The sequence below is a fragment of the Streptococcus equinus genome, assembly GCF_900101445.1.
In the GTDB taxonomy this organism is placed as follows: Bacteria; Bacillota; Bacilli; order Lactobacillales; family Streptococcaceae; genus Streptococcus; species Streptococcus equinus_B.
Window position 1 is genome coordinate 1115619 of record NZ_FNKE01000001.1, and the last position, 21343, is coordinate 1136961.

22 protein-coding genes and 1 riboswitch are annotated in these 21343 nt (G+C 38.1%); of the genes, 3 read left to right on the top strand and 19 right to left on the bottom strand.

Going from position 1 to position 21343, the window contains the following annotated elements:
• Positions 1–38: 38 nt before the first annotated feature.
• The 5 genes from BLR83_RS05585 to BLR83_RS05605 all read right to left on the bottom strand — a co-directional run bounded on the left by BLR83_RS05585 (position 39) and on the right by BLR83_RS05605 (position 6213).
• Positions 39–971 carry a manganese-dependent inorganic pyrophosphatase gene (locus BLR83_RS05585; RefSeq protein ID WP_074560786.1) on the bottom strand — a complete coding sequence of 311 codons (933 nt, stop codon included), beginning with the start codon at positions 969–971 and terminating at the stop codon, positions 39–41.
• A 149-nt stretch (positions 972–1120) separates the two neighbouring features.
• Positions 1121–1762 (bottom strand): hypothetical protein, encoded by a 642-nt coding sequence (locus tag BLR83_RS05590; protein WP_074560787.1) that lies wholly within the window; start codon positions 1760–1762, stop codon positions 1121–1123.
• A gap of 60 nt (positions 1763–1822) precedes the next feature.
• Positions 1823–2611: a pyruvate formate-lyase-activating protein gene (pflA, locus tag BLR83_RS05595; RefSeq protein ID WP_039696405.1), complete on the bottom strand. Its 789-nt coding sequence runs from the start codon at positions 2609–2611 to the stop codon at positions 1823–1825.
• 167 nt (positions 2612–2778) lie between these two features.
• Positions 2779–4110 (bottom strand): hemolysin family protein, encoded by a 1332-nt coding sequence (locus BLR83_RS05600; RefSeq protein ID WP_074560788.1) that lies wholly within the window; start codon positions 4108–4110, stop codon positions 2779–2781.
• 180 nt (positions 4111–4290) lie between these two features.
• Positions 4291–6213 (bottom strand): sugar MFS transporter, encoded by a 1923-nt coding sequence (locus tag BLR83_RS05605; protein ID WP_074560789.1) that lies wholly within the window; start codon positions 6211–6213, stop codon positions 4291–4293.
• A gap of 194 nt (positions 6214–6407) precedes the next feature.
• On the opposite strand from BLR83_RS05605, the gene BLR83_RS05610 reads away from it, so the two are divergent.
• Complete coding sequence (locus BLR83_RS05610) at positions 6408–7190, top strand: ABC transporter ATP-binding protein (RefSeq protein WP_074560790.1); 783 nt, start codon at positions 6408–6410, stop codon at positions 7188–7190.
• A 42-nt stretch (positions 7191–7232) separates the two neighbouring features.
• On the opposite strand, the gene BLR83_RS05615 is transcribed toward BLR83_RS05610, so the two are convergent.
• The 6 genes from BLR83_RS05615 to BLR83_RS05640 all read right to left on the bottom strand — a co-directional run bounded on the left by BLR83_RS05615 (position 7233) and on the right by BLR83_RS05640 (position 13232).
• Positions 7233–7781, bottom strand: coding sequence for a tRNA 5-(aminomethyl)-2-thiouridylate-methyltransferase MnmM (locus BLR83_RS05615; protein ID WP_074560791.1), 549 nt, complete (start codon positions 7779–7781; stop codon positions 7233–7235).
• The gene (locus BLR83_RS05620; protein ID WP_074560792.1) at positions 7778–8716 is read right to left on the bottom strand and encodes a tRNA modification radical SAM protein MnmL/YtqA; all 939 of its coding nucleotides are present in this window, start codon (positions 8714–8716) and stop codon (positions 7778–7780) included. The genes BLR83_RS05615 and BLR83_RS05620 overlap by 4 nt, the downstream gene beginning before the upstream one ends.
• 82 nt (positions 8717–8798) lie before the next feature.
• Positions 8799–9455, bottom strand: a complete 657-nt coding sequence (locus tag BLR83_RS05625; RefSeq protein WP_074560793.1) for a phosphatase PAP2 family protein — start codon at positions 9453–9455, stop codon at positions 8799–8801.
• Positions 9456–9630: 175 nt separating this feature from the next.
• On the bottom strand, positions 9631–10197 hold the full coding sequence (locus BLR83_RS05630; RefSeq protein ID WP_074560794.1) for an ECF transporter S component: 567 nt from the start codon (positions 10195–10197) through the stop codon (positions 9631–9633).
• A 78-nt stretch (positions 10198–10275) separates the two neighbouring features.
• A riboswitch (FMN riboswitch) is annotated at positions 10276–10432 on the bottom strand.
• Between the two features lie 124 nt (positions 10433–10556).
• Positions 10557–11102, bottom strand: a complete 546-nt coding sequence (locus tag BLR83_RS05635) for a tRNA (cytidine(34)-2'-O)-methyltransferase (protein ID WP_074560795.1) — start codon at positions 11100–11102, stop codon at positions 10557–10559.
• 282 nt (positions 11103–11384) lie between these two features.
• The gene (locus BLR83_RS05640; RefSeq protein ID WP_074560796.1) at positions 11385–13232 is read right to left on the bottom strand and encodes an APC family permease; all 1848 of its coding nucleotides are present in this window, start codon (positions 13230–13232) and stop codon (positions 11385–11387) included.
• 203 nt (positions 13233–13435) lie between these two features.
• Here BLR83_RS05640 and trkA point away from each other — a divergent pair, with 203 nt between their 5' ends.
• Positions 13436–14785, top strand: a complete 1350-nt coding sequence (gene trkA, locus BLR83_RS05645; protein ID WP_074560797.1) for a Trk system potassium transporter TrkA — start codon at positions 13436–13438, stop codon at positions 14783–14785.
• A gap of 3 nt (positions 14786–14788) precedes the next feature.
• Entirely contained in the window at positions 14789–16228 is a 1440-nt protein-coding gene (locus BLR83_RS05650; protein WP_074560798.1) for a TrkH family potassium uptake protein, read from the top strand.
• Between the two features lie 19 nt (positions 16229–16247).
• On the opposite strand, the gene yidD is transcribed toward BLR83_RS05650, so the two are convergent.
• The 8 genes from yidD to BLR83_RS05690 are packed head-to-tail and all read right to left on the bottom strand — an operon-like array spanning position 16248 to position 21341.
• Positions 16248–16511, bottom strand: coding sequence for a membrane protein insertion efficiency factor YidD (yidD, locus tag BLR83_RS05655; protein ID WP_074560799.1), 264 nt, complete (start codon positions 16509–16511; stop codon positions 16248–16250).
• The gene (locus BLR83_RS05660) at positions 16508–17233 is read right to left on the bottom strand and encodes a pseudouridine synthase (protein WP_003066095.1); all 726 of its coding nucleotides are present in this window, start codon (positions 17231–17233) and stop codon (positions 16508–16510) included. Before BLR83_RS05660 ends, yidD begins: the two co-directional genes overlap by 4 nt.
• A gap of 30 nt (positions 17234–17263) precedes the next feature.
• Positions 17264–17860 (bottom strand): SMC-Scp complex subunit ScpB, encoded by a 597-nt coding sequence (gene scpB / locus BLR83_RS05665; protein ID WP_074560800.1) that lies wholly within the window; start codon positions 17858–17860, stop codon positions 17264–17266.
• 48 nt (positions 17861–17908) lie between these two features.
• Positions 17909–18613: a segregation/condensation protein A gene (locus BLR83_RS05670; RefSeq protein WP_039696395.1), complete on the bottom strand. Its 705-nt coding sequence runs from the start codon at positions 18611–18613 to the stop codon at positions 17909–17911.
• On the bottom strand, positions 18613–19353 hold the full coding sequence (gene xerD, locus BLR83_RS05675; RefSeq protein ID WP_074560801.1) for a site-specific tyrosine recombinase XerD: 741 nt from the start codon (positions 19351–19353) through the stop codon (positions 18613–18615). The genes BLR83_RS05670 and xerD overlap by 1 nt, the downstream gene beginning before the upstream one ends.
• Complete coding sequence (gene cbpB, locus BLR83_RS05680; RefSeq protein WP_006532895.1) at positions 19346–19813, bottom strand: cyclic-di-AMP-binding protein CbpB; 468 nt, start codon at positions 19811–19813, stop codon at positions 19346–19348. The genes xerD and cbpB overlap by 8 nt, the downstream gene beginning before the upstream one ends.
• Entirely contained in the window at positions 19810–20331 is a 522-nt protein-coding gene (locus BLR83_RS05685; protein ID WP_074560802.1) for a metallophosphoesterase, read from the bottom strand. The genes cbpB and BLR83_RS05685 overlap by 4 nt, the downstream gene beginning before the upstream one ends.
• On the bottom strand, positions 20313–21341 hold the full coding sequence (locus BLR83_RS05690; protein WP_006532897.1) for a nucleoside-triphosphate diphosphatase: 1029 nt from the start codon (positions 21339–21341) through the stop codon (positions 20313–20315). The genes BLR83_RS05685 and BLR83_RS05690 overlap by 19 nt, the downstream gene beginning before the upstream one ends.
• Between the last annotated feature and the right edge of the window lie 2 nt (positions 21342–21343).

The window sequence follows — 21343 nt, forward strand, 5'->3', positions numbered from 1 at the left end:
CGACTTAAGTCGCCTTTTTATTATTCTTCTCACTTTGATTAAGCGTTGAAGCTTTCTGTCAATTGTGGAACAACTTGTTTTTTACGTGAAACTGCACCAGCAAGGAATGCGTGGTTGTTTTCAAGTTTGAAGTTGAAGGCAGCTTCAACTTTATCCATGTTAGCACCAAGTGCCAAGATTTCTGAGTTTGAGTTAAGGATATCTGTAATCATAAGAACAAAGTCAGAGTATCCGTTAGCAGAGATAGCAGCAGTCATTGCAGCTTCGATTTCTGATTGACGTTCAAGAACTTCGTTGATGTCAACTGTGTTAACTTGTGCAACACGAACTTGGTTTCCGTTAAGTTCAAATGATTTTGCATCGATATCAATCAATTCTTCAGCAGATTTTGTTGCCAAGTTTGTACCAGCTTTAAGCAATGCCAAACCGTATTCTTCAAGGTTAACGCCTGCGATTTCTGCCAAGTCAGCAGCAACAGCTGGGTCAGTTGCGTGAGTTGTTGGTGATTTAAGAAGAAGTGTATCTGAAATCAAACCAGACAAAAGCAAACCAGCCATTTCTTTAGGAATAGCAACACCGTTTTCTTTGTAGAGACGGTAAACGATTGATGAAGCTGAACCAACTGGTTCTAAACGCATGTAAAGTGGGTTAGCAGTTTCAAAGTTAGAAACACGGTGGTGGTCAATAACTTCAACAACTTCAACATCGCGGATATCTGAGATTGATTGTTGGAATTCGTTGTGGTCTGTCAAAATAACTTGGTCAGCACCTTCAGCTTTTGCTGATTCAACAACGCGTGGTGCTTCTACACCAAAGTAGTTCAATGCAAAAGTTGTTTCTTCGTTTGGAGTTCCAAGAGCAACAGCTTCAGCATCTACACCAAGTTCACGTTTCAAGTATGCGTATGCGATTGATGAACCAAGCGCATCAGAGTCTGGATTTTGGTGACCAAAAACTAAAATTTTAGACATGTTTTTTACCTCATAATAATTATTTATTCTTATTTTAGCAAAATTTAAAGGAGATAGCAAAGCTAGCAAGCTCTTTTAAGCCATTATTCCAACAAAAAAGCACCTTTATCAACAAGCTCTAATGTCTAGTGATAAAAATGCTTTCATTTTTAGTCTATTTCTTTCGTTTCTTTTACAGAATCTTCCTGAGTATTTTCTGAATCTGTCGTAAGAGTTTCTGATGTTTTTTCAGAAACATGGTCTTTTTTATCTAACTTTTCCTGTTCTAAAGCAAGACGTAAAAGACGTTCTTCTTCCTCACGATTTTCTTGATTGCGAATAGCTTCTTGGCGTTTGCGGTAAGCCATATATTTTCGGCTATTATCCACAATGTGCAAATTCTTAATGCCTTTAACTAGTAAGCGCCAGATAACAGAAATCAAGGATTCTAGTAAAAGTAATAATTCAATCACAACCACACCAAGCAAACTCCATGCCATAAAAAGTGTGACCAAAAGTTGTGAAAAAATCTTCTTTAGATTTCCTAAGTCGTTATTATGAATGGATAAAGTTTCCAAGAAAAGATTAAGAATGCCTTGTAAAAGCCCAGACTTAACAGATTTATCACTGCTTATATCCATTTCTCCTTGGCTTGGCATCACTAAGACAATATCACCATCTTGGATATAATCAACTCTATCCCCTAGTGCGATATCAAAATCAAATAAGTCACGCGCTATTTTTTTAATCTTGCCATCTTGCGTTAAATAAACGAAGTGATCGTCAAATTTTAAAACTTTGTAACTGTTCATAGTGTCCACCTTGTGATAGAGCTTATCAAAGATTCATCTCAATGTCAATAGTCAACCTGTCTAGTGATGAATGCGTTTCATGTAGTCTGTGTAAGACTCCGTGTGCATAAGCTTTTTGGCATTTTGGACACGTTCTCTAGTCGGTGGTTTAACCCCTTCAAGGGTATAAGGAATTCCCAATTCACGCCACTTGAATTCACCCAAGGTATGATAAGGCAAAATTTCAAATTTATCCACATTTTTTAGCGTTTCAACAAATTTTCCTAGCTCAATCAAGTCTTCATCAAAATCTGTCAAGCCTGGAACCAAGACATGACGAATCCAGACTGGAACACCTTTATCAGACAAATAGCGTGCAAAAGCTAGAATATTAGTATTGGGTTGACGTGTTACAACAATGTGTTGTTTAGGATTGATTTCTTTTAAATCTAAAAGAACTAAATCCGTCACAGCTAGTAACTTATCCACAATTTCGTGATATTCAGGCGTATCTCGGAATGTAAACCCACACGTATCAAGCGTGCAATGAATTCCTAATTCTTTAGCTTTGGTAAAAAGGGCTGTTACAAACTCAATTTGCAACATGGCTTCACCACCTGAAACGGTAATCCCACCATTTTCACCCCAGAAGTGTCGGTAACGCAAGGCTTCTGCCAAAACATCGTCAACAGTGCGTTCACGAGAATTATTTGTCTCTAATGCCCAAGTATCTGGATTGTGACAATATTGGCAACGCATCTTGCAGCCTTGCATAAAAATGACAAAGCGAACACCAGGACCATCTACAGAACCAAAACTTTCTGTTGAATGAATCATTCCTGTCACTTTTCCGTAATCTATTTCAGTCATTTTCTATCATCCTTTGTAACCGTTTTTCTAATTTTCATTATACCATTTTCCAGAGAAAAGATGGTGATAAAAAAGCCAGTAAAACAGCTCTTATATATCAGTTTTTTAAGTCAATCAAGGCGTTAAGCCATCACATCAATCTATTGAAAAAAGACTAAGCTAAAAGCTCAGTCTTCCTCAGGGGTCTGTTCTATATCAGAAATCACAACTTTCAATTTCGTCACACGACCATCTTTTACTTTATCATTTGTTAAAACAAGGTGTTTTTCTTTTGAATCAACTTCAAAGCTTTCACGACTATCCTGACTTGGAATGTTACCAACCCCTGTCAAATAGAATCCAGCAATAGTATCGACATCATCACTGTCTAAATCAAGGTCAAAGTAATCATTGAAATCATTCAAGGTCATTGTCCCAAGGACAATATAAGTATCTTCACCAATTTCACGAACACATTGTTCTGCTTTATCTGTCTCATCATCAATTTCACCGACAATTTCTTCAAGCAAATCTTCAAGGGTTACAATCCCAGCAACACCACCGTATTCATCAAGCAAGATTGCCATTTGATTTTGAGTGTTTCGCAATTGACGCAACAAATCATCAACGAAAATCGTTTCAGGAACGAACAAAGGTTCTTGCAAGATTTTACGCAAGACAATATTGTCAAATCCTTCGCTGAAACCAGCAGCTAACAAACGTTTTGTGTGAAGGACACCAATAATCTTATCCTTGTCATCATCATAGACGGGAATACGTGAAAAATGTCTTTTCAGAATTTCTTGAATGTTTTCTTGTGTGTCATCATTGATGTCAATCATGAAAGCATCTGTACGTGGTACCATGACTTCACGCGCCATCAATTCATCAAGTGAGAAGACACCTTGAAGCATTTCAATTTCTTCTGCATCCAAAGTCTCTTCACTATTTGTCAGCATGTATTCAATCTCGTCACGTGTCATTTTTTCATCAGCATCGTCAAATGTCATTGGTGTGATGCGTGACAAAAGATTGGTTGAGGCTGATAATAACCAGACAAATGGGCTAACCAATTTCCCAATAAGGATAATGACTGGAGCTGAAATAACCGCCAAGTTTTCCTTAAGGTTCATGGCAATACGTTTTGGGTAAAGTTCCCCAAGAACGATCGAAATATAAGTCAAAAAGACAAGTGAAATCACGCTACCAGCTGTTTTTGCCCAGACATAATTTCCAAACCAAGAGGCAATCACACCACCAAGTGAAGCAGACAAACTAGCCCCTTGCAACAGCCCAATAAAAGTAATCCCAACCTGAATCGTTGATAAAAAGTTATTTGGTTTTTCTAGGACAGACAAAAGACGGATATATTTTTTATTTCCTTCTTCTGCTTTTTGTTCAACACGTGAACGATTTAAAGACACTAAAGCCATCTCAGAAGCTGAGAAAAAGGCGTTTAATAAGGTCAAAATTAACAATAAAACAAATTGCAATACTAAATTCTGACTCGGGTCTTCCATATAAATCTTACTCCTCTTCTATCTCAAATAGGTTTTAATCACCTATATTCTATTCTTAATACAGTGACTACATTATAGCATATTTTCGAATTAAAGTGCCAAACAAATACTGCAAGCATCTACTATCTTTCTTCTATATAAAAGACCCAGTTACATAAACTGAGTCCTTTTCATATTTCCTTAGTTCAAGGTCAACACATCATCACCAGCTTGTACGTTTGTGCCAGCAGGAGCTTTCATCACAAAGTCATTAAAGACATGTGAATTTGTGACAGTGACAATAACCGTATCATCAAGTCCAGCTTTTTTGATTGCTGGATCCCAGAATTCAATCAATTTATCACCTTTTTTAACATGGTCTCCTTCAACCACATAAGAGACAAATCCTGTTCCCTTTAGTTTCACGGTTCCAATACCAATGTGAATCAACAAGACAATACCATCTTCAGAAACCAAACCAACAGCGTGACGAGTGGTAAAGACTTGACGAACCATTGCATCAAAAGGCGCATAAACACAACCATCGCTTGGTTTAATGGCAAATCCTTTACCAAGCCCTTCTTTGGCAAAGATTGGGTCATCTACATCTGATAAGTCAATCAATTGACCTGCAATTGGAGCTGAGATGTTAAGACCACCATCTGTTTCGACCTCGTCTTCGATGTATTCATGTCCCCAAGTACGTTCAAGTTCTTCAACAATTTCAGCGTGTTTTTCTTCAGTTAATTTAACACGGAAGAAGAAAACCAAACTACTTAAAATAATCAAAGCAAACGGTAAAGCAAAGACGTGAAGTTTGAAAGAAATAATTCCTGCTTTTGTAATGGAATCAGCTGTCGCACCTGTTGTCATCCCAGCAGCAACCGCTGCTGCACCAATGACAAGGTTTGAAATAGCCCCACCAAATTTATCCAACAAAGGACGAACTGACAAGGTCAAAGCTTCATCACGGTGACCAAGTTTCCATTGACCATATTCCACACAGTCTGTGATAATCATCAAGACCACAAGGAAAACAAGAGGTTGGGGAATAAAGAATAATTCAGCAGCAAGTAAAACAAGAGCTAGTGATGTTCCAGCTACTGAAAAGAGCCCAATACCACAAAGCATCACAGCGATACAAGCAAAGAACAAATTACGACGATTCAATTTTCCAGCTAATTGTGGGAAAAGAGAAACGGAAAGCAAACCGACAACCGTATTAATCGTACCTAAGATTGAAAATTGAGCGGCGTGTCCCATGATGTAAGTGAAGTAATACAATTCAGACGCATTTAAAATACTAATCCCAGTTGTATACAAAACATATGACAAAGCAATTGCCATTAATTGGTCGTTTTTAGTTAAGACTTTAAGAACATCTTTAAAGCCTGTTTTTTCGGTATTTTTACGAAGGTCAGACTCGATTTCATGTGTACCAAAGGCTACGGCAAGTACTGTCAAAACACCCAGCAAAGCCACAATAAAGGCAAACCAGAACCAACCACGGTTATCTCCTGCACCGCCATTACGATGAAGTGAGAAGAAAAGAACGATTGGCATAATCACAACACCGACAATGTTAGCACCAATAGTTGAACCAATACGAGCAAAAGTTGCTGTTTTTTCACGTTCTTCAGAGCTAAATGATAGTGCTGGAACCATTGACCAAAAACCAATATCTTTAAAAGAATAAAAAATATCCATCGTGATATAGATGAAGGCAAAGATAATCAAGTAAAGCACTGGATTTGTCTTGTTAAGTCCACCCATATCAGTAAATAAAATCAATAAAGCAAGTGAGCTGATTGTACCACCAGCTACTACCCATGGTTTAAATTTTCCCCAGCGTGTCTTTGTATTGTCAATCATATTTCCAATAAAAGGGTCAATAATCAATTCAACAATACGCAAACCTGCGATAATCTGAGTGATATACAAAACCATGCGATTATTTTGTGCTGCATCACCTGTATTAAATAAGTGTGAGGTAATAAAAGTGATGAAGTATGTTGACAAGGTCGCATAAAAAATATCGTGACCAAATGCCCCAAAAGCATATGAAATGCGTGAAGTAGCTGCAGATTTTTTCAAATCTTTGCTTGCATGAGTCGTTTGATTCATAGAACTCTCCTTCTTCTAACAACTTTGTTTTTTGATTACATGATTATAGTAAACGCTTTCCTAAACAAAGTCAATAAGTTTTAGTAAAGTTTTACTAATTTTTAGTTTTGTTTATCAAACTATTTCAGAAATAAATATCTAAATTTTCTGAAAAATGATATAATAACTATCAAATACTTGACGGAGGTTCTCCTATGATTCAACTTTCTTTAACCAATGTTAGTCTAGAACGACAGAATAAAAAACTCTTAAATAATGTCACTTGGCAAGTCAACAAGGGCGAACACTGGGCAATTCTTGGGCTTAACGGTTCTGGCAAAACATCCCTTCTAAAACTCATCACAGCAGAATATTGGACCAGCCAGGGAAATGTGGAAGTTCTTGGGAATAAATTTGGTGGCACAGATATCAGCAATATGCGTACCAAAATTGGTATCGTTGGCTCTTTCATCGCCGAACGACTCTCACCACACATGCTAGCTGAAAAAATCGTCCTAACTGGAAAATACAAATCCAGCATCCTTTATACTGAATACGGCGAAAAAGAACTCGAAGAAGCTAGACAAATGCTCATCTCAATCGGAGGTGAACATCTGCTTGGACGTATTTACGCTAGCCTTTCACAAGGTGAAAAGCAACTTCTTCTTATCGCAAGGAGCTTAATGGAAAGTCCAGAAATCCTGATTCTCGATGAAGCAACTAGTGGACTTGACCTTTTTGCACGTGAAAAATTGCTGACGCAAATTGAGCAAATCACTAGTCTGCCAAATGCGCCAACTATTATCTATGTTACTCACCATGCTGAAGAAATTACACGTTCCTTCACCCATGTTCTCCTACTCAAAAAAGGAAACATCATCGCCAAAGGACCAAAAAATGAAGTTCTGACTGAAAAGATTTTATCTGATTTTTATGACCAACCAGTCTCAATCGTACCGCTCGGTGATAACCGCATTTACATCAAACCTGAATTTTAATAACGAAAAACCTCTATGACCTTAATCATAGAGGTTTTATTATTAACGTAATTTTTCAACCATTACCAAAAATGGTGGTTGGTGAATTTGGTTAAGAGGTTTATAAAGCATAGTTGCAAACTCTTTTTGGTCGAGCGCTGAAATAAACTCTAGCACTGCGTCTTTTTCCATGTCTCCACCTTCATGACCATAATAAATCATGATGGCTAAACGCCCACCGATTTCAAGACGTTCTAAGATTTTTTCAATCGCTACAAGCGTCGTATCTGGTTTGGTAATCACTGTTTTATCAGCACTTGGCAAATAGCCCAGATTGAAAATCGCTGCGCGGATAGGCTCACTAACGTACTTGTCAAGATTTTGATGCCCATCAAGAATCAACTGTGCATTTGAAATAGCTTGTTTTTCTAAGCGTTCTTTGGTGCTTTTTAAAGCTTGTTCTTGCACATCAAAAGCATAAACCTTTTTAGCATGCTGGGCTAAAAAAGCTGTGTCATTACCATTTCCCATTGTCGCATCAACAGCTACTGCACTAGCATCTAGCACTTCTACCAAAAAATCATGCGACAAATGCAAAGGTCGTTTTATCATGATTTAGACTCCTCTTCTACCTTACAGCCTTGATAAGAGCCACGGCGTTCCATTTCTTTATCAATAGCATTCAAGACTTCCCATTTTTTAAGACTCCACATTGGACCAATCAACATATCACGCGGAGCATCACCTGTAATACGGTGAATAACAATATTTTTCGGAATAATTTCCAATTGGTCACAAATGATGTTAACGTACTCGTCCATACTGAGCAATTTCAAACGCCCTTCATGGTAATCACGTTGCATTTTCGTACTTGTCATCAAATGAAGCAAATGAAGTTTGATTCCGTCAATTTCATTATCAGTCACACAACGTCGAACATTCTCAACCATCATCTCATGGGTTTCCCCTGGAAGACCATTAATCAAGTGAGAAACAATTTCAACCTTAGGAGCTAATTCACGCAGACGTTTCACCGTTTTAACGTAAAGGTCATAAGTGTGAGCACGGTTAATGATTTTAGACGTTTCATCATAAGTGGTCTGCAAACCAAGCTCAACAGTTACGTGCATGCGTTCAGACAACTCAGCAATGTAGGCAATGGTTTCATCAGGCAAGCAGTCAGGACGTGTTCCGATATTAATTCCAACAACACCAGGTTCGTTAATCGCTTGTTCATAGCGTTCACGAATCACATCAACCGTGTCATGAGTATTGGTAAAGTTTTGGAAATAAACCAAGTATTTCTTAACTTCTGGCCATTTGCGGTGCATGAAATCTATTTCTTTATAAAATTGGTCACGAATTGGAGCATCTGGAGCTACGATAGCATCACCAGAACCTGATACCGTACAGAAAGTACAGCCACCATGCGCTACCGTTCCATCACGGTTAGGACAATCAAAGCCCGCATCAATAGGAACTTTAAAAATCTTTTCTCCAAAAATCTCGCGATAATAATCATTTAGAGTATTGTAACGTTTTTTCATAGCTTTTATTATAACACTTTCTAAGCACGAGACAAACTCAAGTCACCTTAAAAAGACGACCTATCGGTCGCCTCTTTAATTCTTAATCCTGTTTTCCTTGGAAACGCCATTCAAAACGCTTCTTGTCATAAATTGGGTATACAGCTAGAGAGATAGCAAGAGCTAACAACCAGCCACCTAAGATATCTGTTGGGTAATGCACACCTAGGTAGATACGAGAGACAGCTGTTAAAAGCGCAAGTACTAACACCAAAGCTTGCAAAAATCGCTTAGCTGCTGTTTTGGTCAAATGTTGCTCGATAATAATCATCAAGCTGATAGCCACAATCATACTTGATGCCGCATGCCAACTTGGGAACGATGGCCCCATTGGACGTTTAACCAAGAATTCCAAACTTGGTCTTGGACGATTATAAAGGTACTTAAAGACTGTTGAAAAAGCCCCCATTAAAACCAAATTGCCAGCTAAGAGAAGGCCTTCCGTTTTCCAATTTTTTCGGAAATAGAAAAAAGCTGCAATTGCAAATGTATAGACAAAGACTAAAGCTTCATGACCAAAATTTGTGATGACTTTAAAGAAAGAAGTCAGATGAGATGGTAAGTCTCCTCGAACGCTTAATTGAATACTTGAATCAAGTCCTGAGACAGCTTCAGGATAAAATTTTACAACGTAGCCTAACATCATAAATATCACGAGAAACGTTGAGCCAAGTGTAAAATAGGTTTGTTTGTGTTTCATGTTTATACCTTTCACGAGAATTTAGTGCAACAGTATTATTATAACGCAGTTCATTTTTTAAGCCTAGCCAAAGCCTCTAAATTCTGTGGCAAAACTGTGGCAGTTTAAACAAAGGTTAAGTTCATTAGCAGATTAACTAAAAAGCCTAGGACTCTGTCCCAGACTTATCATGTATTTATTTGGTTAAAATCGGTTTTAGGCATGTCCATAGGATAAAGAAGGAAATAGAGAAAATCACTCCTTCAATCAAGTTAAATGGAACAACCATTGCAAAAAGGTAATTTCCTAAACCTAGAATAGCTGAAATATCAAAGTTTGCAAATTGGGCATAAAGTGGCACCGCGTAGATATAGTTTAACACCAACATAGCCACGGTCAAACCAATCGTTCCCACAACTGAAGCCAAAACAAAAGTTTTCAAACTTGGTTTTCGATTCCAGATGAAAGCCATCGCTAGCAAGAAAACTCCTAAAGCAACCACATTCATCGGCATACCAATCAAGGTAGTAATACCGCCATTGTTTAGCATGAGTTTTAGAAGTGTTCGCAAAATCAAAATCCCAAGCGCGCTTTGCAAATCAATCATCACAAGACCAATCAAAACAGGCAGAATTGAAAAATCAAATTGCAAGAAGCTAGCTGATGGAATCAAGGGAAATTGCAAATACATCAACAAAAACGAAAGCGTCGATAAAATGGCAATATGAGCCAATTTTCGCGTATTAGTCATAGTTTCAGGCATAAAAAAGTTCCTCCAATTTTCTCAAATTGAAAGAAGGCGTTCGAGTATATCGCTGTAGCCAAAAAGCCTAAGCAAACTCTTGGTCTTCTCCCATCCAGACTTTACTGTCGGTTCTGGAATCTCACCAGATCAACTGCCAAGCAGCTCGCGGACTTTTATATTGCTCTCGTTCTCTTAGCAAACAACGAGAGGCAACACCGCCGGTCGGGAATTGCACCCTGCCCTGAAGACACCCTTAGAATATCAAAAAAAATCAAGCTCTGCAATGTTTTTGGCTGAAAAAGCTTGATTTTATGCTGATTTTCCTCACTTTTTGGACTTTTATACGTCAAAAGCAGTCCTAAAGGACTGCTTTTCTTTTATTTTAGTTTATCATGCTCGTAAGTGTGGCTGAGTTCCAAATTTGGAAATGATTGTTGGCGTAGAGCTTCATAAACAATCATGCAGACGGTATTTGACAAATTCAAGCTGCGCACGTGTTCATCGTTCATCGGAATACGAAGAGCTTTTTCTGGATTTGCTCGCATGAAGTCTTCAGGAAGTCCTTTATCTTCACGACCGAAAAGGAAATAATGATGTTTGCCATCATTGTAGTTTTCGTCAGAATAAACTTTTTCAGCGAATTTGCTAATCAAATGAACTTGTCCATCACATTTTTCCATAAATTCATCTAAGCTATCATAAAAAGTCACATCAAGTTTATCCCAGTAATCAAGGCCAGCACGTTTCATCTTACGGTCATCAATTGGGAATCCCATTGGACGGATAATGTGTAATGGGGTGTTAGTCGCAGCACAAGTTCTGGCAATATTTCCTGTATTTTGTGGAATTTGTGGTTGAAAAAGAACGACATGATTGACGGCTTTAGTAGCTTCTTCTTGATAATCAAGTTCTTCGATATTCATAACGATTCCTCTCAGTTTTTTGACATAAAAATAAACCACACTGCCCGGAGTCAAGCTCAGCAAACAGCGTGGTTGGCGGCGATTCATTAACTTAAATCATAACAGGTTTGATTTAAACTAACGAATTCTTGTAAATTATTATAACACTTTAACATGCAAAGTCAACGTATTTAACGCGAAAATGTCACGTTTTTACAGCTTTTTTCAATGTTTTTTCGATGTAAGCCTTTTCTTTTAAAAAATTAAAAGAAGCCTTGATATGAAAGGCTTCTTAAAGATTTATTATTTCTTCAAATGATATGAATAAGTTGCAATGATGATGTCTTCATACCAACGCAAACGCGCACGGATACGTAGACTCATTTGGTTGTGAAGCATATTTTGCCAACTGTGTTTTGGAATGAATTTTGGAATAATAACTGTCATGGTGTGATTATTTTTCTTAGCTTCATGATTCATTTTTTGAACAAACATCATCGTTGGTTTCACAATATCACGGTAGTTTGATTCAATATTGACAAAGGTAACATCTGGGAAATAGTGTTTGAATTCTTCTTCAACTTCTAAGTCTTTTTCACGTGTTTCCAAAGTTGATACGTGCATGGCAACAACCGTTTGTCCAATACTTTTAGCATAGTTGATAGCACGAATACTTGCTTGTGTCATATTGCCGACCAAAATCAAAACCGTATTACCATCATAATGGATATTCTTAACATCATCTGTCAAACGAAGTTGCATGGCAACATTCTTGTAGTGATTCTTAATAGAATGGAACAAGAACATCAAGACAAAGATGATTGGGAAGAATGGCCAGATTTCACCAATTCTAAAAATCAATAAAATCAAAATGATGAGGTAACAAATAATAGCTCCTAAGATATTAGCCACAGAATGTTTCAAATAGCCTTGGCCAAATTTGTGTTTCCAGTGAATGACCATCCCTGTTTGTGAAAGGGCAAATGGAATAAATACCCCAATGGTATAAAGCGGAATAAGACGCTCAGTTGAACCGTTAAAGATACAAAGAAGAGCAATTGCTCCAACTGCTAGGGTAATGATACCATTTGAATAGCCAAGACGTGCCCCTTTTTCCATAAAGAGGTGAGGCATGTATTTGTTCTTAGCCATGTTGAAAGATAACATTGGAAAGGCAGAGAAGCCTGTATTTGCAGCAACCGCCAAGATTAAGGCTGTTGACAATTGGAAAATGTAGAACAAAGCATTTCCGATTGTGGAATCACCAAAGATACGTTGCGCAATTTGAGCCAAAATCGTTACATGAGCTGATGGCGTAATTCCTAACCAGTAGTTTAGGAATGTAATCCCTGCAAACATAATCCCAAGAATTAGTGACATGATGGCAAGGGTACCAGCTGCATTTTTTTCTTTTGGTTTCTTGAAAAATGGCACCGCATTTGAAATAGCTTCAACACCAGTAAGCGAAGCTGAACCGCTGGTAAAGGCTCTCAGCAAAAGAATGATAGACACTCCTGGAACCACTTTACCAATGTGAGCTGTTGCCGTATAAGCCAACTGCCCCGTCAGAATTTGAAAGGCACCATAAGCAATCAAGAATAAAATACTTACAATGAACAAATAAACTGGAATCATCAAAGATTTTGCCGATTCGCGCAAACCACGCAAATTCATAAACATCAAAGCCAAAACCAGAACAATCGAAATTTCTAAATTAAATTCCTTAATGGCTGGAAAAGCTGATGTAATAGCATCGGCACCAGATGAAACCGAAACAGCTACTGTCAACATATAGTCAACCAACAAGCTACCACCTGCAATTAATCCCATACTTGGTGATAAATTTTCCGTAGATACCATGTAGGCACCGCCACCTTTAGGGTAAGCATGGATAACTTGTTGATAAGAAATCGTTAGGCTTGCTAACAATACCAAAACCAAAAGTCCAATTGGTAAAGACCACCAAATTGCCGCCGCAGAAATAGTTGTCAAAACTAAGATAACTTGTTCTGGACCATAAGCAATTGATGAAAGGGCATCGCTGGACAGCATCGCCAAGGCTTGTGATTTGGATAGCAGATGATCCTCGTCAGTCTCGCCAGCTGATTCCAGGGGATTACCAATAAAAACATTTCGTAACTTTTCAAGCATTGAAATTTCTCCCTAAAATTAGATAACGACTCATTATAGTTCTCTCACTGACATTTCGCAAGCGTTTTGATGATTTGTAACCTAATTTTAACAATCATTGTTAGCTTTGATAAATCAAGCTTAATCCCTTGTCAACCGTTGGAATGGCTAGTATTTTTAGGAAAAATAGAGTAATATAGATACGATATATTTCGGAGGTTAAAATGAAAATAATTGTTGTCGGCGGAGGTAAGGTCGGTACCGCACTTTGTCGCTCACTTGTTGAAGAAAAACACAATGTCGTCTTAATTGAAGAAAAAGAAGCTGTTTTAAAAAACATTACCAAACGTCACGATATTATGGGAATCGTTGGTAATGGGGCTAACTTTAAAATTCTTGAGCAGGCTGATGTTGCTAACTGTGATATCTTCATTGCTCTGACTGATAAAGACGAAGTTAATATGATTTCAGCCGTTCTTGCCAAACAAATGGGCGCTAAAGAAACGGTTGTCCGTGTTCGTAATCCAGAATACTCAAATGCTTATTTCAAAGATAAGAATTTCCTTGGCTTTTCTTTGGTTGTCAACCCAGAGCTGTTAACAGCACGTTATATCGCTAACACCGTTGACTTTCCAAACGCCCTTTCTGTTGAACACTTTGTCAATGGTCGTGTTATGCTGATGGAATTTGTGATTTCTGATGGCAGCAAGCTTTGCCACATGAGTCTAAGTCAATTCCGTAAAAAATTCGGTAACTTAGTGATATGTGCTATCGAGCGTCGTGGAAAATTAATCATACCTGACGGTGATGCAACGCTACAAACAGCTGATAAGATTTTCGTTACAGGAAATCGTATTGACATGATTCTTTTCCACAATTCTGTAAAAACCAAATCTATCAAGAACATGATGATTATCGGTGCTGGACGCATTGCTTACTACTTGCTCAACATTCTTAAGAACACTAAGATGAATCTTAAGGTCATTGAAAATAATCCTGAGCAAGCTCAAATGTTCAGCCAAGAATTTCCAAATGTCCATGTCGTCCAAGGTGATGGTACGGCTAAAAGTGTGCTTTTGGAAGAATGTGTGGAAAACTTTGATGCAGTCGCAACACTAACAGGGGTGGATGAAGAAAACATCATCACTTCTATGTTCCTTGAAACACTTGGTGTGCGAAAAAATATCACCAAAGTTAACCGTACTAGCTTGCTTGAGATTATCGATACTAGTCAATTTTCAAGTATTGTCACACCAAAAAGTATTGCGGTTGATAGCATGATGCACTTCATTCGTGGTCGTGTAAACGCCCAAGACTCAAACCTTGATGCCATGCACCATGTTGCTAACGGTCGTATCGAGACCTTGCAATTTGAAATTCGTGAAAACAATAAAATGGCAGGTAAGAGTCTGTCATCACTAAAATTCAAGGAAAATATTCTTATCGCTGCGATTATCCGCAAAGGCAAAACCATTTACCCAACTGGTGAGGATGTCTTTGAAGTTGGTGATAAGATTGTCGTTGTAACCTTCTTGAAAAACATCACGCGCATCTACGATTTGTTAGCGAGGTAAGTTATGAATAAAAGTATGGTTCGTTACCTCCTTTCAAAATTACTCTTAATCGAAGCTTCTTTGATGTTGGTGCCTGTGATTGTGGCTTTCATTTATCATGAAGACATGCGCGTGATTAACAGTCTGGTCATCACAATTGGAATGCTTGTCATCATTGGACTTCTTGGAGTTGCTTTCAAGCCAAAGAATTACCATGTCTACACCAAAGAGGGACTCTTAATCGTTGCTCTATGTTGGATACTATGGTCATTCTTTGGAGCGCTGCCCTTTGTACTTTCAGGACAAATTCCAAGTATCATTGACGCTTTCTTTGAAATGGTTTCTGGATTTACCACAACCGGTGCCACTATCTTACCTGATGTTGCGGTGCTATCACACTCTCTCCTCTTCTGGCGAAGTTTCGCCCACCTTATCGGTGGTATGGGAGTGCTGGTGTTTGCGCTAGCCATTATGGAAAATAGTAAAAATAGTCACTTGGAAGTCATGCGTGCTGAGGTGCCTGGGCCTGTTTTTGGTAAAGTGGTTTCTAAACTGAAAGAAACAGCGCAAATCCTTTATGTCATTTACCTCAGCATGTTTGCCATTTTGATGGTTATTTTGATGGTAGCTGGCATGCCTGCCTTTGACAGTGTCATCACAGCAATGGGGTGTGCTGGTACTGGTGGATTTGGGGTTTACAATGATTCAATTGCCCATTACAACAGTTCACTAATCACAAATATTGTCTCAATCGCCGTACTTCTTTTTGGTATTAACTTTAACTTGTACTACTTCTTATTGCTTCGTAAGTTTAAAGCATTCTTTAAAGATGAGGAGTTAAGAACTTATATTGGGATTGTTGTGATTGCGACAGCTCTAATCTGGTTGAATGTCAGTGGCCTTTACCCAAGCGCTGGTAAGGCTTTGGAAAATTCATTATTTGAAGTGGCTAACGTCATGACAACAACAGGATTTGGAGTAACTGATTTGACCGTTTGGCCTTTATTTGCTCAGGTTATTCTGCTCTTTCTCATGTTTGTCGGAGGATCTGCTGGATCAACTGCAGGTGGTATTAAGGTCATGCGTGCACTGATTCTAACGAAAATCGCAAGAAATCAAGTGCTCTCAACTCTTTATCCAAACCGTATCATGACTATTCACATCAACGAACAACCTCTTGATAAGGAAATTCAGCATGGTGTTCTTAAGTATTTGACACTTTATATTTTCTTACTTCTAGGATTGACTTTGATGTTATCCCTTGATAATAATAACTTTATGGTTGTTGTCAGCGCAGCAACATCAACCTTTAACAACATCGGACCAATGCTTGGCACAAGCCAAACTTTTGCCATCTTTAGTCCATTTTCAAAATTACTCATGTCATTTGCCATGATTGCAGGACGCTTGGAAATTTACCCAATGCTACTCCTCTTCATCCCAAAAACATGGTCTAAATATTAACACACAAAAAGAGGAAAGCTCAGCTTTCCTCTTTCTTTTTGCGATAATCTTTATTGCGCTTCAAAGTAAAATAGTCTGGCACTGGATCGTCCCCACCTTCTACAAAGGGATGGCAACGCAAAATCCTTGCCATTCCCATAATGACCCCCTTTAACCCATGCTTTTCAATCGCTTCAATCATGTAATTCGAACAGCTTGGTCGATAGCGACATGATGGAGGGGTCATGGGGGAAATTCGTTTTTGATACCATTTAACAAGCGCAATAAGTAGTTTTTTTATCATTTTTGTTTGTTAACAGCCAAATTATGCAATTGGCTAATTTCTTTTTTGCTCAAACGACGTGATTCACCTGGGCGAAGTCCTGATAAATCCAAAGTACCAAAGTTCGTACGAGACAATTTATCCACCAAAAGTCCAACTGATTCGAACATTTTCTTAACTTGGTGGTTACGTCCTTCATGGATAGTCAATTCAACCACTGAACGATTTTTCTCAGGATCTACCTTAATGATATTGTAGCGAGCTGGTTTTGTCTTTTTACCATCGATAACAACACCACGTGTCAATGGGCGAAGATTTTCTTTTGTCGCAAGTCCTTTAACACGAGCTAAGTAGACTTTATCAATTTCATTACGCGGGTGAATCATTTCATCTGTGAAATCACCATCATTTGTCAAAATCAAAAGTCCAGTGGTATCCCAGTCCAAACGTCCAACAGGGTAGATACGTTCTGTAACATTTGGTAGCAAGTCAACAACCGTTTTACGGCCTTTGTCATCTGATACACTTGAAATCACACCACGAGGTTTATTAAGAAGGTAGTAAACTTTTTCTTCGTTATAGATTGGTGTTCCTTCAACTTCAACAACATCACCAGCTTTAACCGTTGTAGCTAGTTCTGTGACAACTTTACCGTTGATGGTTACCAAACCTCTTTTAATCAAGTCTTCAGCTTTACGACGGCTGGCAATTCCCGCATGGGCAATGTATTTATTAATTCTCATATTCTTTCCTTTAACTGCTTTTTAGCTATTTTACATCATTTCGTCAGTTTTAGCGAGTTCTGTTTCTTCTTGGGCTAATTCTGGCTCTTCAAAAAGTGTCATTTCTTCATCAACCACTTCGATATTTGACACGTCGATCAGCTCACTTAGATCATTAATTCCCATAAAATCTAGGAAATAATCTGTTGTCGCATAAAGATTTGGTCGCCCAATCACTTCTTTTTTACCAGCTTCGCAAATTAAACCTAAAGCCATTAATTTGCTGATAGCACTGCTAGAATTCACACCACGAATATCATCAACTTCAATACGTGTTATCGGTTGTTTGTAAGCAATAATGGATAAAACTTCCAAACTTGCACGTGATAAACTTTGATTAACTGGCGCTTTTGCAAAATCACGAAGTAAATCAGCAAAAATCTCTTTAGTCACGATTTTATAACAACCTGCTGTCTCAATCAAACAAAGACTTGATGACTCGTCAGCTTCGTATTTCTGTGCTAATTTTTCCAGTTGTTGTTGGAGCGCCGTTGGTGTTAAATTAACCATACTAGCCAAATGACGTAAGCTCAAGCCTTCTTCACCTGCTACAAAAAGAAGGGCTTCAATCTGAGCTAAATAGTTCATATAACTTCCTTTCTTAAGTTTGTTTACCAAGGGTTATCGTTTTTTCACTCAACTAACACTTCGTAAAACAATATCTCCAAAGTTTTCCTCTTGTTCTACTTCCACCTCATGGACTTTAATCAATTCTAAAGTCGCTAAAAATAGGGTAATCATTTCTGGAATAGATTGACATTCTTTGAAAACCTTGTTCAAAACAAGTTTTTTAGACTGACTGAGACGTTCTGAAATAACTGTCATCATGTCCTCAATGCGATAATCATCACGCTCAACAACCGTATGACTATTTTTCAATTCTCTTTGCTTTTCAGCCATAACATGTGAAAATGACAAGAAAAGATCCATAATCGTCTTGTCGTGAGCCAGAACCGCATCTTCAAAAATTAATTCTTGTTTTGGTTTTGAGTAAAATTTAGCACGTTCATCGTGCTGAGCTGACATTTCCTCACTAATCGCCTTGAAACGACGATATTCTTCGATTTGTGTCAACAATTCTTGTTCAGGGTCATCTTCTTCTGGCTCTGCTTCAACAATTTTTGGAAGTAGCTTACGGCTTTTAATCAACATGAGCTGACTGGCCATAACCATATATTCACCAGCCACTTCTAATTTCATGGCTTGCAAGGTTGAGATATAAGCCAAATACTGCTCGATAACTTCCACGATTGGAACATCGTAAATATCCATCTGATATTTAGAGACCAAGTGCAAAAGCAAATCCAGAGGCCCTTCAAAATCTTTTAATTTAATATCCATTAGTTATAAAATTTCTCTAAAGTCACTGGACTCTTAAGCCCTAAATTGCGACTAACTTCTAATAAAGATTTTCCTGCTGCTTTTTGATGTAAAACATATTGATGGCGCATGTCCTGCGCTGATAAGTCTTCCAAACCTAAAGAAGCCAAAAATGCTTTTAATTGATTGAAGAACCATTGTCTTGAATAAGATTTACCTTGATTATCAAAAAGATAAATCTGTTCTTCAGACAAATTGGCGGTCATGTAATCAAGCAATTTTGCAGGAACTTCTAGCACTCTGACCAAGCCAGCTTTTTGCACGCGCAAAACAGCAAAAGTCTTGTCCAAATCAGCAACTTTTAACCCTTGGAGGTCACTAGACGACAAGCCCAATTCAATCATCAAAAGCGCAATTAATTGACCAGCCTGGTAAGGACTTTCTTGATAAAAAGCCGAATAATCCAGCAACTCCTTACTAACCGGTTTAGTAGCCAATTTTTCTTTATTGCTTAATTTATAAAAACGATCTAAGCGCTCAGTATCATACAAAAAATACAAAAACTGATTTACCGCTGAAATCTTACGCTTTTTGGCTGAGGTTTTTAAAGGTGCCAATGAATGCTCATAAAGCGCCAGCTTTTCTTTGCTGACCTTGCCATCAACAGCCTCAACAAACTGCTGCAAATCATAAAAATAAGCATTTTTAGAATTCTCTGAGAGAGACTTACTGTCAATAAATTCTTGGATAAAATCAATCATCTTTCGGGGTAATCGTATAATAATCAGTGAAATCGTGTAAGAGACTATTAACAGCCTTTAGAATCGATTTACGCGTAATAATGCCTAGGAAGTGGTTATTTTTATCTAAGACTGGCAAGAAAGGATAATCTACCAATAAGTGCATGATATCTGTTAAGCTTGAAGTGTCGCTAATGGTTTGTAATTTGGTATTAACCATCTTACCAATATCAGTCTGAGCCAATTCCCAATCGGTCAATTGATTTTTAGCTTGATAAGACATAATGTCAGCAATGCTGATAGTTCCAACGTATTCTTTATCTTTGGTGATAACAGGAACACGTGAATAACCATTATTAGCTAAAAGCAACATGGCGTGGTCTGAATTATGCGTATCAATAAAAATCGCCAAATCTTCTGCCGGAATCAAGTAATGATCCAAATGGCTAAGAAGAAATTCTTCAAATTCTTTTGCTATCATCTGTCAAATTCCTTTGAAAGTACCGGATAGAGTTTGTGGTCACGTGTGTAAAAATCAACCTTAATCTTGTCTTTAGTGATAGTCACTTTCGCATAAAGCTTTTCTTTGACATCACCACGAGGTTGAAGAACACTACCTGGATTGATAAAGACAGTTTTTCCATTACGCCAAGCTGCTGCTCGGTGCAAGTGACCGTAAAGGCAGATATCTGCATCTTCTTCTTGAGCAAATAAATCCAATCTATCCCATGTAAAATTAATGTTATAAAGGTGTCCGTGAGTCTGTGCTATGACAATATCATCAAGATAAGTCGTTAATCTTTCAGGATAGCCATTGTCGTAATCACAATTACCACGAACCACTTTAATACCATCCCAAATAGGATCTGAACTTGGTAGTTCAGAATCACCATTATGGAAAATGGCATCAACTTCTCCTTGATAACGTTGTTTAATATTGCTAATAATCTCACGATCACCGTGAGAATCACTCATTACAATTATTGTTCTGCTTTCCATACTGGGAATGCCTCCATTAATTTCTTAACAGCCAACCCGCGATGTGAGATTTCATTTTTTTCATCTGCTGTCAATTCAGCAGCATGACGTCCAGTTTCACCAACTAAAAATAGTGGGTCATAACCAAAGCCGTTGTCGCCTTTGGCTTCCATAGCAATGTAGCCAGGCCAATCTGCTTCAACAACCAAACTTTCTTTATCTGGTGCAGCAACCACAAGTGTTGTGTGAAATTGCGCTGAACGGTCTTTCATATCAAATACCATTGCCAATTCATGAAGCAATTTAGCGTTATTTGATTCGTCTGTAGCGTCTGGGCCAGAGAAACGAGCTGACCACACACCAGGAAGACCGCCAAGGACATCAACTTTCAAGCCAGAATCATCAGCCAGAACCATTTTTCCAGTTAATTTTGAAATTGTTTCGGCTTTCAAGCGTGCATTTTCTTCAAAGGTCATTCCAGTTTCTTCCACTTCAGGCAATTCTGGGTGGTTATTTAGGTTTTCGACTTTGATGCCTAGTTGATCAAACATTTTACGAAATTCTTTGGTTTTACCTTCATTGCGTGTGGCAATCAGGATTGTATCACCAAAAGCATTTTCAGATGATTTTCCAAAAAAGGCTGACGCAGCAACACCATCTTCTGGTAGATGCACAAATAACAATTGGTCATCTTCAGTAACCACAACCGCACCCGCACGTTGTTGCACTTCTAAATGACGATTAGTTTCTTCATTAATCATGCCAACAACAAAGCGAATCAATTGAAAATCAGATGATTTTTTCACAACAGTGACATTGTAACCGTTGAATTCATCTTTATGGCAGCCGCCTTCACCGTGTCCGTGACATTTGCCACAGCATTTGCTTGCAACAAGTTTTGCGACTTGTTGGCTCAATTCATAAAGATCGTCACCGCAGACATTTCCAAGACCTGAAATAGCATTGAAGCCACCCCACTCGCCAAGAAACCAATTTTCTTTATCTTTATACTCATAAATTTTATCAGCCATTT

Coding starts and splice junctions, on each gene's coding strand:
- pflA (WP_039696405.1), bottom strand. CDS start 2,611: ATGACTGAAATAGATTACGGAAAAGTGACAGGAATGATTCATTCAACA.
- BLR83_RS05625 (WP_074560793.1), bottom strand. CDS start 9,455: ATGAAACACAAACAAACCTATTTTACACTTGGCTCAACGTTTCTCGTG.
- xerD (WP_074560801.1), bottom strand. CDS start 19,353: ATGATTGATTTTATCCAAGAATTTATTGACAGTAAGTCTCTCTCAGAG.
- BLR83_RS05620 (WP_074560792.1), bottom strand. CDS start 8,716: ATGAAAAAACGTTACAATACTCTAAATGATTATTATCGCGAGATTTTT.
- BLR83_RS05605 (WP_074560789.1), bottom strand. CDS start 6,213: ATGAATCAAACGACTCATGCAAGCAAAGATTTGAAAAAATCTGCAGCT.
- BLR83_RS05640 (WP_074560796.1), bottom strand. CDS start 13,232: ATGCTTGAAAAGTTACGAAATGTTTTTATTGGTAATCCCCTGGAATCA.
- BLR83_RS05600 (WP_074560788.1), bottom strand. CDS start 4,110: ATGGAAGACCCGAGTCAGAATTTAGTATTGCAATTTGTTTTATTGTTA.
- trkA (WP_074560797.1), top strand. CDS start 13,436: ATGAAAATAATTGTTGTCGGCGGAGGTAAGGTCGGTACCGCACTTTGT.
- BLR83_RS05670 (WP_039696395.1), bottom strand. CDS start 18,613: ATGGATATTAAATTAAAAGATTTTGAAGGGCCTCTGGATTTGCTTTTG.
- BLR83_RS05690 (WP_006532897.1), bottom strand. CDS start 21,341: ATGGCTGATAAAATTTATGAGTATAAAGATAAAGAAAATTGGTTTCTT.
- BLR83_RS05650 (WP_074560798.1), top strand. CDS start 14,789: ATGAATAAAAGTATGGTTCGTTACCTCCTTTCAAAATTACTCTTAATC.
- scpB (WP_074560800.1), bottom strand. CDS start 17,860: ATGAACTATTTAGCTCAGATTGAAGCCCTTCTTTTTGTAGCAGGTGAA.
- yidD (WP_074560799.1), bottom strand. CDS start 16,511: ATGATAAAAAAACTACTTATTGCGCTTGTTAAATGGTATCAAAAACGA.
- BLR83_RS05635 (WP_074560795.1), bottom strand. CDS start 11,102: ATGAATATCGAAGAACTTGATTATCAAGAAGAAGCTACTAAAGCCGTC.
- BLR83_RS05660 (WP_003066095.1), bottom strand. CDS start 17,233: ATGAGAATTAATAAATACATTGCCCATGCGGGAATTGCCAGCCGTCGT.
- BLR83_RS05610 (WP_074560790.1), top strand. CDS start 6,408: ATGATTCAACTTTCTTTAACCAATGTTAGTCTAGAACGACAGAATAAA.
- BLR83_RS05630 (WP_074560794.1), bottom strand. CDS start 10,197: ATGCCTGAAACTATGACTAATACGCGAAAATTGGCTCATATTGCCATT.
- cbpB (WP_006532895.1), bottom strand. CDS start 19,813: ATGATAGCAAAAGAATTTGAAGAATTTCTTCTTAGCCATTTGGATCAT.
- BLR83_RS05685 (WP_074560802.1), bottom strand. CDS start 20,331: ATGGAAAGCAGAACAATAATTGTAATGAGTGATTCTCACGGTGATCGT.
- BLR83_RS05590 (WP_074560787.1), bottom strand. CDS start 1,762: ATGAACAGTTACAAAGTTTTAAAATTTGACGATCACTTCGTTTATTTA.
- BLR83_RS05585 (WP_074560786.1), bottom strand. CDS start 971: ATGTCTAAAATTTTAGTTTTTGGTCACCAAAATCCAGACTCTGATGCG.
- BLR83_RS05615 (WP_074560791.1), bottom strand. CDS start 7,781: ATGATAAAACGACCTTTGCATTTGTCGCATGATTTTTTGGTAGAAGTG.